At 38.5% G+C, this 13,103-nt stretch carries 10 protein-coding genes; 9 read left to right on the top strand and 1 reads right to left on the bottom strand.

What is annotated here, in order from left to right:
• Nucleotides 1–242: 242 nt before the first annotated feature.
• Nucleotides 243–1,589, bottom strand: coding sequence for an MFS transporter (locus RRU94_RS03915; protein WP_315691879.1), 1,347 nt, complete (start codon nt 1,587–1,589; stop codon nt 243–245).
• A 551-nt stretch (nt 1,590–2,140) separates the two neighbouring features.
• Between RRU94_RS03915 and RRU94_RS03920 the strand changes: the two genes are divergently transcribed.
• From RRU94_RS03920 to RRU94_RS03960, 9 genes are all read left to right on the top strand, one after another.
• Nucleotides 2,141–3,187, top strand: a complete 1,047-nt coding sequence (locus RRU94_RS03920) for an autoinducer 2 ABC transporter substrate-binding protein (protein ID WP_315691880.1) — start codon at nt 2,141–2,143, stop codon at nt 3,185–3,187.
• A gap of 82 nt (nt 3,188–3,269) precedes the next feature.
• Nucleotides 3,270–5,030: a cache domain-containing sensor histidine kinase gene (locus RRU94_RS03925; protein ID WP_315691934.1), complete on the top strand. Its 1,761-nt coding sequence runs from the start codon at nt 3,270–3,272 to the stop codon at nt 5,028–5,030.
• Complete coding sequence (locus tag RRU94_RS03930) at nt 5,017–6,615, top strand: response regulator transcription factor (protein WP_315691881.1); 1,599 nt, start codon at nt 5,017–5,019, stop codon at nt 6,613–6,615. The genes RRU94_RS03925 and RRU94_RS03930 overlap by 14 nt, the downstream gene beginning before the upstream one ends.
• A gap of 189 nt (nt 6,616–6,804) precedes the next feature.
• Nucleotides 6,805–7,494 (top strand): ribulose-phosphate 3-epimerase, encoded by a 690-nt coding sequence (rpe, locus tag RRU94_RS03935; RefSeq protein WP_315691882.1) that lies wholly within the window; start codon nt 6,805–6,807, stop codon nt 7,492–7,494.
• On the top strand, nt 7,491–8,441 hold the full coding sequence (rbsK, locus tag RRU94_RS03940) for a ribokinase (RefSeq protein WP_315691883.1): 951 nt from the start codon (nt 7,491–7,493) through the stop codon (nt 8,439–8,441). The genes rpe and rbsK overlap by 4 nt, the downstream gene beginning before the upstream one ends.
• Before the next feature lie 36 nt (nt 8,442–8,477).
• Nucleotides 8,478–10,013, top strand: a complete 1,536-nt coding sequence (locus RRU94_RS03945; protein ID WP_315691884.1) for a sugar ABC transporter ATP-binding protein — start codon at nt 8,478–8,480, stop codon at nt 10,011–10,013.
• On the top strand, nt 10,010–10,993 hold the full coding sequence (locus RRU94_RS03950; RefSeq protein ID WP_315691885.1) for an ABC transporter permease: 984 nt from the start codon (nt 10,010–10,012) through the stop codon (nt 10,991–10,993). The genes RRU94_RS03945 and RRU94_RS03950 overlap by 4 nt, the downstream gene beginning before the upstream one ends.
• Nucleotides 10,994–11,008: 15 nt before the next feature.
• The gene (locus RRU94_RS03955) at nt 11,009–11,974 is read left to right on the top strand and encodes an ABC transporter permease (RefSeq protein ID WP_315691886.1); all 966 of its coding nucleotides are present in this window, start codon (nt 11,009–11,011) and stop codon (nt 11,972–11,974) included.
• A 72-nt stretch (nt 11,975–12,046) separates the two neighbouring features.
• Complete coding sequence (locus tag RRU94_RS03960; protein ID WP_315691887.1) at nt 12,047–13,087, top strand: autoinducer 2 ABC transporter substrate-binding protein; 1,041 nt, start codon at nt 12,047–12,049, stop codon at nt 13,085–13,087.
• The last annotated feature ends 16 nt before the right edge of the window (nt 13,088–13,103 follow it).

Below are 13,103 nucleotides of genomic sequence, written 5' to 3' on the forward strand. Positions count from 1 at the left end.
CCCTCTGAAAGTAAATTTTAAATCATATGAGGTTTATATGCAGCGAGGAGTTGAAAATTTCATGATTTAATGGAGCTTTTGGAGAAAAGAATCTTTTGTCACCTGTCCTGTCTAAAGTGTGGGTCGGCATCTTTGGCCAGCCAGCTAAAAAAGGACGACCTTTAAGTCTTCGTATCTGTAGACTAAGGTCATCCTTTTTATTTTCACTTCTTTTAATGGCATATAGCTGCTGTCATGATTGTTCAGCCTGCTCTTTGATCTTGAAGTGTCTCCAGCTGGTCAAAGCTTCCGTATTTTTCACGAACCAGAGTAAAAGCAAGGGCTCCAAGAAGACTCGGAACAGCAAACATGATAAAAGCATTTTGTGGTGCCAGGCTGGAGGCCAGTAAAAAACCGATCAATATCGGTGCTGCAATTGCTCCGATCCGGCCGACCCCAACGGCGAAGCCGACGCCAGTTGCCCGTACTTCTTTTGGATAAAACTCATAAATATAAGGGTTTGATAAATTTTGTGTTCCCGCCGTACAGGCACCGCCAAGCGCAATTAGTACATATAAAAGCAGGATATTAGATGTAAAACTCAGGGCAATAAAACAAACAGCGCTAAGCAAATACATGGAAATCAACACTTTCCGGTGTCCTACACGGTCGATAAAATAGCCACCTAATAGAGAACCGCCTATTTGGCCGACGCCAAGCACTAAGCTGAATGAAAGGCTGGATGACAGGGCATAGCCGGATTCCTGCATAATTTTTGGCAGCCATGTATTTAAGCCGTAAATCATAAGCAAACAGCTGAACACAGCAAGGCAAAAAGCAAATGTGCTCAACGCACGATGATGGATGAATAATTTCTTGACCGGAAATCCTTTTGCATTTTCTTTTGCGCTTGCATATTCATAATCGTCGGTTTCTTTATAATTTCCGCCAGGATGAACACGATTTAAAATGTCCGCAAGTTTATCTCCCTGTCCGCGCAAAATATAATACGACAGAGATTCCGGAAATTTCTTTAAGAATAAAGGCAGGGTGAATAATGGAATAATACCAAGCCAGTAAAGCAATCTCCAGCCCACATCCTGCATAACGGACATCCCAATCAGTGCTGCTAAAATGCCTCCAACCGAATAACCGCAGTACATGGTGGCTACGATAAGTGCCCGGTTTTTTTTCGGGGAATACTCAGTCATCAGGGCAATCACGTTAGGCATCAAACCACCCATCCCGATTCCTGCAATGACACGCATGACGGTAAAGACCGTCGCATTTGGCGCAAGGCCTGAAAGAAAAGTAAAAACACTAAATAAAAACATGCAGATGGCTAGAACTTTTTTGCGTCCGATTGTGTCGGCAAGTGGCCCGCATATAAAGGCACCGGCCATCATGCCGACCAATACATAACTTCCAATACTGCCGGCTTCAACCGGCGTTAAGCCGAAATCAGCCATCATTAATGGAAGACCGATCCCGTACATGGCAATATCAAAACCATCAAATGCAATGGCGTATACACACCATAAAAAAACAACTAAATGAAATTTATTGAAGCGGCTTGCTGCTACAACATCAGAAGCATTTACTTTACGCAATTTTTTCTTCCTCTCCGTGTCTGGTTACCTTTTTCTTTTTGGCTGTGTTCGTATCATACCACGGGTATATAGTTATAGTGTAACGCTTAATTTTGATAAGTACCTATAGCTAAAAGTTATAGCGAATAAGCCGTTTGTCAGGTGTCCGATTCATATAGTAAAAAAAGAATTAGACATTTAATTGAATATGTCATAAATTATATACTTAATAAAATAACCTCTTAAAGATAAAAGAGTGAGTCCAAAAGGGATTTTTAAAAATGAAGAGAATTATAATAGAAGTACTAATTATCTAGTTTAAAGTAGTACAATAAGCATGGTTTCTTGTTTTATATAAACTTTTTACTATATAGGCAAAAGAGTAGCATTTTTTATAAATAATAATTTGCATTTTTCAAAGTAGTGCAATTAATTCCTTGACTATTACTTAGAAAATTAGAGACCTTGTTTTTTCAATAAAGAACAGCAGCATTTTACGGTCATTTATTTGAAAACGCTTACTAATGAGTTGAGGGCACACTTATCTAACTAAAGAGAGGGATCATAAAGATATGTATAAAAAGCTAGTTTTATTTATCCTTCTATTTTGTCTTTTATTACTCACATCGTGCAACGTACAAAAGAAGTATGAAGTCATCTACAATGATACTGAGCCAGAACTTTCTAAAGAGGCTATAAACGAAAATAAGAAGTCAAAGATTTATACAATTGCATTAGTTCCTAAAGTAGAAGAAATTCCTTATTTTGTTGCAGTTAAAGAAGGAGCGATGGAAGCGGGTGAAGATTTAAAAGTGAAAGTAATTTTTAAAGGACCCCCTTCACCTGATCCTAAACAGCAAGCCGAAGTGATTAAAGAATTAATTGATCAGCATGTTGATGTAATTGCAGTTTCTGCAAACGATCCCGTAGAGCTGGGTTCCGTACTGCAAGATGCGCAGGAAAAAGGCATTAAAGTTTTAACATGGGACTCAGATACAGATCCAAAACTAAGAGAATTTTTCATTAATATGATCGATCCTGAAATAATGGGACGTCATCTTATGGACTTACTTGCTATGGAAATGCAGGAACAAGGAGAATATGCCATTTTAACAGGATCGCCAAATGCAGCAAACTTAAATGAATGGACAGCTTGGCTGCAACTTCATCAGAGAGAATATTATCCAAAGATGAAGCTGGTGAAAATTGAATATACAAATGAAGATATTCACAAAGCATACAATGTTACAAAAAAAGTATTGAAGAATTATCCAAACTTAGAAGGAATGATCGGGCTGTCAACCGTTACTCCACCAGCAATCGCCCAAGCACTAAAAGACCTCGGCAACACAGAGAGGATAGCTTTTGTCGGTACCTCAACCCCTAATTTAATGAGAGACTATTTAAAAGAAGGATCAGCCCAAACTATTACCCTGTGGAGTCCGCAAAAGCTAGGTTATTTAACGGTTACAATGGCCAAAAGTTTATTGGATGGCGAGTGGCCATATCATGGACAAAGCATCAGGAAAATCGGAAATATCGAATATGATGGTGATATGGTAATTATGGGTCAGCCGATCGATTTTACAAAGGAAAATGTGGATCAATATGATTTTTAAACATATATTTAACAGACAAATAAAAGCCTTTCCCCTGACAACGAAACTTATCGTTACATATACATTACTTACAATTGTCCCAATGGGATTTCTCGGGTTTATTGCCTACTATCAATACACGCAGTCTATTCAAGAAGAAGTAGGTGAATATGTACCTCGCCTCGTAGAACAGGTAAATGAAAAGATTGAAAACGAAATACGGAAGATGGAATATTTTCCAGACCTTATTTATCAGTCAGGGGATGTGATGACTGTTTTACGAGATAGTGCAGCAAGCAGCCAGTCGAAAAAGCTACGCAATGAATACATTGTAAAAAACTATTTAACAAGAACCTATTTACAAAACAGCTCTGCAACTATTTTAGGGGCTTTCCTAGTGTCTAAAAATCACGTCTTTGCAAGTACTACTGTTCCCTATAAAAATTTTGGCTTTAATGATGGAACACTTCCTTATGCAGATGCGCTGAGTTCTTTAGGAGGAATGCAGCTTATTCTGCCTAATCAAGCAAATCTGTCATTCGAAGGATCTCCTTCCTATTTTATGCTGGTCAAACAAATAACCGATTTTGACAACAGAAAAAACTTGGGAACGATTTATATCGCCGTTGATGTATCTTTCTTTGAAGAATTTCTTGCAGAACTACAGCAGGAAAAAAACGTAACAATGTGGATTGCGACAAAAAAAGGAAATATTATTTATCACACAGAACAGTCAAAAATTGGTTCTGTTGATCCGGAAATTGGTGAATATCCAATCTTGAATGGAAGCTTTCGCAAAAACCAGGATGGAGAAAAATCTCTTGTCAGTGTAAGCGAATCCAGAGAGCTTGCCTGGGTGCTGGTTCACAGCATGCCAATTAAAAATTTAACAGAGAAAACAGATCTTGTTCGAAATGCAACCATTTTTGTTTTTATGGTTGTTGCGTTAGTAACAACTTTTATCTCCATTTCTTTTGCTTGGAAGGTTACACGGCCTCTTTATGAGTTAGGAAGCATTATGAAAAAAGTGGAAAAGGGAGATTTACTTGTCGACATTCCAATACATTCAAATGATGAGGTAGGAATTCTAGCGAAAAGCTTCAGTTCAATGCTTGCTGAAATCAGAGAATTGATTCAGCGAAATTACGATATTGAACTAAGGCAGCGTACCGCAGAGTTATATGCTCTTCAATCCCAAATTAATCCGCACTTTATGTACAACACATTAGAAACAATCAGTATGGCAGTAGAAGACGAGGAAATAGACGAAGTTGTTACAATGCTGACATTGCTTGGAAGGATGCTTCGTTTTTCACTAAGTAATAAAGATAGTTTAGTCAGTATTCAGAATGAAGTTCAACATATCGAAGATTACCTTCGAATTCAGCAATTTCGTTTTGAAGATCGGCTGCAATTTAACATTGAGAAAGAAAGCAGCCTGCTTAATTATTATGTACCCAAGTTTGTATTACAACCGATTGTTGAAAACGCGATTAAATATGGGCTTGAAAAAAGAAAAGAATTGTCGCTTTTTATTCATATTTTAGAAGATAGACGATATAAAGAAAACGATGAAATTCTGTTAATAGTTGAAGACAACGGCCCTGGAATCGACTTTGAAAAATTGGAACAGTTAAACGAAAGGCTTCAATCTGACCCATTGGCTGGGCGTGATTCAGGATTCGGTGTCATTAATGTTAATGCGAGAATTAATATGATTTTTGGAGAACAGTATAAGCTTGAAATTACCAGCAAGGAAGAAGAAGGCACGAAAATTCTCATGCGTATTCCCAAAATTGATTCATATCAAGCAGCTATACTTATGAAACGAGAGGAGCTGAATAAAAAAAATGGAGAAAATTAGAGTGGCCATTGTTGATGACGAGCCAAGAATTAGAAGAGGAATTGAGCGATTAATCAAAACAGGAATTGAAAATTGGGAAATAGCAGGAGTTTACTCGGATGGCCAAGAAGCCTATACGGCTATTCATCAATTAGAACAGCCTATTGATGTATTATTTACAGATGTTCAAATGCCTCTTATGGATGGACTGATGCTTGTCAGAGAACTAAAAAAAGAAAACAATGATTTTTTTTCTATTATTATCAGTGGTTTCGATGATTTTAAATATGTTCAAACAGCTTTAAGAGAAGGGGCCACGGATTATATTTTAAAGCCGATTGATCGGGATAAATTTAAGCAGCTCCTGCTTAATATACAAGAACAGGTAATCCAAACTAGAGCAGAGCGGGAGAAATATGAGAAAGCGGAAGAAATGCTGGTTAGATTGACCGTTGAACGGCAGCTTCAGTTGCTGAATGATGCCACATCAAAAGACAGTGTGGATTTATCTTTCCTTGAGTGGTTCCGTCAGTTCCCAGAAGGAACTTACTATCTGCTTTACCTTGGAGTGGATCAGATTTTAGCTAAAAAGCAGGCTGTATCCTCGGAGGATTGGAAGTTGTGGGATAAGAAAATTGAGGATCTGATTAAAGAAACACAAAAAAGCAGTCAGTATTGGTTATGGAAAAACAGTCAGTATGCCTATTGGGTATTGATCAAAGACCCCGATAAAGAAAACATTGAGCCAGAGTGTTTGAGGCTTAAATCAGCTGTCAAGCGTTCAACGCCTTTTACTATATCTATTGCGCTGAGTGATCCATTTAAAGATCTCTCTCTTTTAACCAATGTTAAAGATGAGCTGCGTTCAGCCCTCCAGTTCCGTATGGTTCAGGGAGGCAATAAACTTTTTAAAACAGAATCATTGAAGCATATTTCCTATAATAAAATCACAGAAGTTCCCCCAGCTATTTACAAATGGGCAGAAGAGACGGTAGAAGCAATGGAGCATGGAGAAGATAAAGCAGAGCAGGCATTCAATCAATTCTTTGTTTCTTTAAAGGAAGCGTCTTCACCATTTTTGATACAAGAATCTGTCCGTTATTTATGTATAAGGATTATTAACTGTTGGATTAAAGAGGATGGTTTGAATGAACTGCCGGAATTAATTCAGGAAGCATTTAAAATTACAGAAGAACCTTCTTCTTTTGAAAAGCTAAAACTCGATACAGAAATATGGATGCAAAAAATAAGGGATAAGAGGGAAGCTGCGCACAATGAGCAGGGAGAGCCAGTAAAAAGAGCCAAAGTTTGGATACAGGAGCACCTTGAGCAAAGCATTACTATCAAGCAAATTGCAGCCCATGTGCATTTAAATGCAACGTACTTTTGCGAATATTTTAAAAACCAGACAGGGGAAACTGTTTTAGATTACGTGACAAATGAGCGTCTTAAAAAAGCGAAGGAATTGCTTATTCATACCGATTTGAAAGTTTACGACATTGCCGCGAAAGTAGGTTATCAAGACACAAAGTATTTCAGCCGTTTGTTTAAACAATGGACAGGAAAGAGACCTTCTGAATTTAGAGAAATGCATGAGTACAGTTGAAAAGCTCCTAATGGGGCTTTTTTTTGTTTGTATTTCAAAAAATGAAAATGTACCGAATAAACTCCCCCCTATCCGAATTTTCTCTCCTACTCAAAGGTAAACGCTTTCAATATAGTATAGATAACAAATAGAAAACGCTTTATTAACCATTGATTGAAAAATAAGGTATAGATATGGGGGATTATGATTATGACATCAATTGGACCATCACTTATGTGTGCGGACATGGGAAACTTAAAAAGCACTGTCAGAGAACTAGATCAGGCAGGAGTTGATTTTTTTCACTTGGATATAATGGACGGCTTATTTGTTCCAAATTTTACAATGGGACCAGATTTAATTAAACAAATCAGGCCGTTCACAGATAAGCCATTTGATGTTCACTTAATGGTCATGAAACCAGAAGACCATATTGATCTTTTTATTGAAGCAGGAGCTGATATGATTTCCGTTCATGCAGAAGCAGCTACTCATTTGCAAAGGATATTGCAGAACTTGAGAAACAAAGGAATAAAAGCAGGAGTGGCCTTGAATCCTTCAACGCCTATTGAAGAACTTGAATATGTATTAGATGTTGTAGACTATGTAACAGTCATGACAGTGAATCCAGGCTTTGCTGGACAGAAATTTATTCCGCTTATGTACAAAAAAATTCAAAGGCTACGTGAGTTAATTGATAAAGAAGGATACAACATCCAAATCCAAGTGGATGGTAATATCGGATTTCATACCATACCTGAAGTTGTAAAAAACGGAGCAGATATGCTTGTATGCGGAACATCTTGCTTATTTAAAAAAGAGCTTTCTTTAAAAGAAGCTGTTCAGGAGCTTAACATTTTTCTTGAACAAACAAACCCACAAAAAGAGGGAATGATATGAAGTCAATCGTTGTGGTAGGAAGCATTAATATGGACATTGTCGCAACAACGGATCAATACCCTGTTCACGGAGATACCGTTTTGGGTCACAGCATGCAAATGTTTAGTGGCGGGAAAGGAGCAAATCAAGCAACAGCCTGTGCAAAGCTTGGCAAACAGGTTCAGTTAATCGGAGCGGTTGGCCGTGATGCATTTGGACAGGAAGTGATTCGAACATTGACAGAGAATAATGTAGATATTTCGCTGCTAACATACACGGAGAGTCAAGCGACTGGATGTGCTCTGGTTACCATTGACAAAACTGCTGAAAATACAATGCTCGTTATCAAGGGAGCCAATGATGAGCTGAGAGAAGAAGACATCATTGGAAAATTTAAGGATGTCGAAGCAGGAAGCGTGCTTCTTATTCAAATGGAAATTCCATCTAAAACGATTCTTCAAGCCGTAAAGCTGGCAAAAGAAAAAGAAATGTTTGTGATTCTCGATCCAGCACCAGCTGCAGGTGTAACAATAGAAGCTCTTCAGTATGCAGACGTCATTACACCAAATGCCCAGGAAACTTACGAGCTGACGGGAATCAAAATTGACTCAATAGAAAGCGCATACAAAGCAGGGGTGTATTTTGATCATCAGTTGGGTGTTTCAAACAGCATCATCAAGCTGGGAAGCAAAGGAGCGCTGGTTTATCAAAAAGGAAAAACATTCTTTGTAGATCCTATTCCCGTCCAAGCAGTTGATACAGTGGGAGCTGGAGACTCATTCGCAGGTGCATTAGCTTGTGCTGTGGCAGAAGGAGAAGCGCTGGAGTCAGCAGCTCAGTTTGCGGCCGTTGTAGCAGCCATGAAAGTAACAAAACCGGGAGCACAAAAAGGCCTTCCGACATTGGAAGAAGTAACAGCTTTTTGCCAGGAACGCGGACTAAATGGTTATCGAACCCAGCTTCAATAAAAAACTTTTCTATATTTAGCTAAAGAGGTGAAAGCAGTGAAAGACTATTTACTTCAAATGAAAAATGTAAGTAAGACATTTCCAGGCGTCAAAGCATTGGATAATGTAATGCTTGAAGTTAAAAAAGGAGAAGTACATGCACTAATTGGAGAAAACGGTGCTGGAAAATCAACTTTAATTAAAATTTTAGCTGGCATTTACAAGCCGGATCCGGGTGCAGCATTTTACTTTGAAGGAAAAGAAGCTGAAATTCAAAAGCCAATTGATGCAACTTTAAAAGGTATTTCAATCATTTATCAGGATTTGAGCTTATTTCCAAATTTATCAGTAGCAGAAAATATTTATATCGGACGGGACAGCGATAAAAAACCTTGGAAAAAAATAAAATGGAGTGAAATGGAAGAAAAAGCAAAAAAAGCGCTGAAAGAGCTAGGGGTTGAAATAGATGTCCACACACCGGTTGAGAAATTAAGCATAGCCCAGCAGCAGCTTATTGAAATTGCCAGAGCATTGGCTTTTGATTCAAAACTTATCGTTATGGACGAACCGACTTCTTCTTTATCCTCAGGTGAAGTAGAAAAGCTATATAAAGTAATTGATGATCTGAAAAATCGAGGTATTTCTATTATTTTTGTTAGTCACAAATTAAAAGAACTTTTCACTGTTTCGGATCGTTTTACGGTTTTGCGAGATGGAAAATATGTAGGCAGTTACGATACAGAAGAATTAAACGAAGATAAGCTTATTCAGCTGATGGTAGGGCGTCAGGTTCTTTACGAGAAAAATAAAGAAAAAGTCAAGACAGGCAAAACGCTGCTGGAAGTAAAGGGGTTGTCTAAAGAAGGAAACTTTAAAGATATTACGTTTGAACTAAAAGAGGGAGAAGTTCTTGGAATTACCGGTTTGGTTGGATCAGGGAGAACAGAACTCGCCCAAGCAATCTTTGGGGTGAATCGTCCTTATAAAGGGGAGCTGAAAATAAATGGAGAGACAGTTGTCATTAAATCTTCTGAAGATGCGGTAAAAAAGGGGATTGCTTATGTTCCAGAAAGTCGAAAAACGCAAGGGCTTGTTCTTCGACAGTCCATTATTAATAATATTTCGCTTCCTGTTTTAAAACAGCTTCGCAATAAATTTAAATTAATTGATCGGAAAAAAGAAGTCCAGTTAGCCAATCATTATGTTAAAACACTCGATGTCCGTCCCGCTCTTCCGAACCGCGCAGCAGGAGATTTATCCGGTGGTAATCAACAAAAGGTAGTTATCGGAAAATGGCTTTCAACGAAGCCTAAAATTTTAATTATTGATGAACCAACCAATGGAATTGATATTGGTGCAAAATCTGAAATTCATAAGCTGATGAGAAAACTGGCTGCAGAAGGGATGGGGATTATTGTGATTTCATCCGAACTGCCAGAAGTTCTTGCTGTAAGCGACCGGATTTTAATTATGAGACATGGAAGAATAGCAGGAGAAGTCGGCATCGAAGAAGCCACACAAGAAAATATTATGAACTACGCACTGCTTGGTCCTAAAGCAGAAGAGCTTTATGAAGAGGAGGCTCCGGCATGAATAGTATTTTAAAGTCAAAAGAAGTCAGTATTGCCATGATTGTCATTTTGCTCAGTATTGTCCTTACATTTATCAGTCCCGTTTTTCTTACAGCAGACAACTTACTGGATGTGATTAAAGGAAATGCTGTTCTCGGCATATTGGCTATCGGAATGACAATGGTCATTATCACCGGTGGGATTGATGTGTCGGTTGCAGCTGTCACAAGCGCGGTATGTGTGATTTTAGGAAAAATAATGGTTATTATGCCAGATAGCCCGGTCTCCATTCTTCTATTATTTTTAATTGGACCATTGCTTGGCATTATACTTGGTGCGATAAATGGAGTTTTAGTGGCAAAAATTCAAATTCCGGCAATTGTAGTAACACTCGGTATGATGAGTATCATCAATGGTTTAGTTTTATACATTACCAATGGACAGTACTTAAACAGCAGCAGCTTTCCAAGTATTTTCTTGAAATTTTCAAGCTTTGAGGTTTTTGGGATTTCAATTGTTATTCTTATGTTTATTGCGGTAGCGTTGTTGACTTGGTATTTGCTGAAATACACATTAATCGGGCGGGAAGTAATGGCGATTGGTGGAAACAAGGATTCTGCTGTCCGCGTAGGAATTAACTTTGATAAAGTCCAAATTTTCGTTTTTTCTTATATGGGGTTTTTAGCAGGAATTGCTGCCATTGCCCAAACTGCATACACAAAAGCCGTTGATCCTAATGGAATGCTTGGTCTTGAATTAATGGTTATTGCAGCCGTTGTTTTGGGAGGAGCCAATATTATGGGAGGAAGAGGCACGGTAATGGGAACGGTTTTAGGTGTTCTACTTCTCGGTATTGTACAAAATGGACTGATTCTGGCGAGAATTGATACATTCTGGCAAAAAGTGTTTACTGGAATCATTATTTTGTTAGCGGTTTCTTATGATCATGTTCAATACAAACGCTCTCAAGAGAAGTTGTCAAAAATCGAAGTAGAAGCATAAGAAAGAGGTGAAAACATGAAAAAGATATCACTGACTAAAGAAAATATACTAGGCCTCATTGCCATTGCCTTATTTATTTTAATGAGTATCACAGTTCCTGAATTTATGTCTTCTAACAACTTAAATAACATGATGTTTCAGCTTCCCGAGTTTGGATTAATTGCACTTGCAATGATGGTAGTTATTGTAACAGGCGGGATTGATTTATCCATCACCTATACGGCAGCCCTATCAGGGGTGGCGATTGCCACGATGTCGAGCAACGGATATCCAATGATTGTTGCTATTTTAGCAGGTGTAGTAGTCGGTCTTTTGTGCGGATCTCTCAATGGATTTATTATTTCAAAAATCGGGGTATCGCCAATCCTTGTAACACTGGGCACAATGGTTTTATTTGAAGGCATTATATTAAGCATTACAAAAGGAAACTCAATTTCTGGTTTTAGTGAAGCTTACAGTTTAATCGGAAACGGCTACTATATGGGAATTGTTCCGTTATCGATGATTATCTTTATTATTTTCGCCGTTGTTACCGGTATTTTATTAACGAAAACAGGATGGGGAAAAAGCGTTTATATGGTTGGAAGCAACCCAATCGCTTCACTGTTTTCGGGCGTAAACAACAGCCGGGTTTTAATGAAAGTGTATTTATACGCGGCTTTGCTGGCGACGATTGCTTCAATTATCATGACCTCTCGTTACAATACAGTAAAAGTAGATTTGGGTTCATCCTATCTTCTGCAAAGTGTAGCAGCAGCTGTTCTCGGAGGAACGGAAATTCAAGGAGGCTATGGAAAAGTCATGGGCACTATATATGCAGTAATTATTTTCCAAATGTTGTCCAGTGGATTGAATCTTCTTGGAGTTCCTCGTTCAATTGTAACTGTCATGATGGGGGTTATTTTAGTAGGAGTGCTTGTCATTAACTTTGTGAAATCAAAGCTGGACGAAAAAAAACAAAAACAATTATCAGCTGCATAATAACAAAAGGATTTACCTGAATAAGTCAGATCAAATAAAGCGTACTACTAATTTCAGAAAGGGAGATGGAAGATGAAAAAAGTTACAGGGTTGTTTGCAACTGCTATTTTAGCAGGAGGGTTATTGGCAGGGTGCGTATCAGAGGAAGGTGCTGCTGGAAATGAAAGTACGAAAAGCAACAGTGGCGGCGGTGATGATGGGGAAGTGAAAATTGCTGTAGTACCAAAGCTGATTGGTATCCCATACTTTAATGCATCAGAAGCTGGTGCTATCAAAGCAGGAAAAGACCTTGGCGTTGAAGTGGTTTACACAGGACCGACTGAGCCGGATGCTGCACAGCAGGTAAAGGTTATCGAGGACTTAATTAGCCAAAATGTAGACGTTCTCGCGGTCGCTCCAAATGATGCGGCTTCCCTTTCACCGGTCCTTAAAAAAGCAAAAGACCAGGGAATCATTGTAATGGACTGGGATACGCCGGCGGATCAGTCCTTAGTTGAGCTATCTGTTCACCAAATTGATGACGAGGCATACGGTCGACACATTGCTCAATCACTTGTTGAACAAATGGGCACTGAAGAAGGCCAGATTGCTATTTTAACAGGTGGATTGTCGGCAGCAAACTTAAACACGTGGATTGATGCAGCCAAGAAAGAACTCGAAGAAAACTATCCTGGCATCCAACTCGTTACAGATAAAATTGCAACTGATGAAAAACAGCAAGTTGCGTATCAAAAAACATTGGATTTGATTAAATCTAATCCGGATCTAAAAGGTATTATGGCATTTTCAACACCAGCACCACTTGGCGCAGCTCAGGCGATTCAAGAAAAAGGACTTCAAGATAAAATTGCGGTTGTTGGTACGGCGCTGCCGAAAGATTCTTCTCCTTATTTAGAAGATGGAGCATTGGATGTGGCCATTCTTTGGGAACCAGATAAGCTGGGTTACTTAACAGTGGCTCTTGCAAAAGATTTGGTTGAAGGTGAGAAACCAGAAAACGGGCAAAACGTTGAAGGTGTAGGTGAAATCGAACTTTGGGAAGATGGTAAAACAGTTATCATGGGTCCTCCAACAGACTTCACAAAAGAAAATGCAGCGGATTATGATTTTTAATTTAATGTAACTATAA

This window comes from Domibacillus sp. DTU_2020_1001157_1_SI_ALB_TIR_016, from assembly GCF_032341995.1.
Taxonomy (GTDB): domain Bacteria; phylum Bacillota; class Bacilli; order Bacillales; family Domibacillaceae; genus Domibacillus; species Domibacillus indicus_A.

Coding starts and splice junctions, on each gene's coding strand:
- rbsK (WP_315691883.1), top strand. CDS start 7,491: ATGAAGTCAATCGTTGTGGTAGGAAGCATTAATATGGACATTGTCGCA.
- RRU94_RS03950 (WP_315691885.1), top strand. CDS start 10,010: ATGAATAGTATTTTAAAGTCAAAAGAAGTCAGTATTGCCATGATTGTC.
- RRU94_RS03960 (WP_315691887.1), top strand. CDS start 12,047: ATGAAAAAAGTTACAGGGTTGTTTGCAACTGCTATTTTAGCAGGAGGG.
- RRU94_RS03925 (WP_315691934.1), top strand. CDS start 3,270: ATGGGATTTCTCGGGTTTATTGCCTACTATCAATACACGCAGTCTATT.
- RRU94_RS03920 (WP_315691880.1), top strand. CDS start 2,141: ATGTATAAAAAGCTAGTTTTATTTATCCTTCTATTTTGTCTTTTATTA.
- rpe (WP_315691882.1), top strand. CDS start 6,805: ATGACATCAATTGGACCATCACTTATGTGTGCGGACATGGGAAACTTA.
- RRU94_RS03930 (WP_315691881.1), top strand. CDS start 5,017: ATGGAGAAAATTAGAGTGGCCATTGTTGATGACGAGCCAAGAATTAGA.
- RRU94_RS03955 (WP_315691886.1), top strand. CDS start 11,009: ATGAAAAAGATATCACTGACTAAAGAAAATATACTAGGCCTCATTGCC.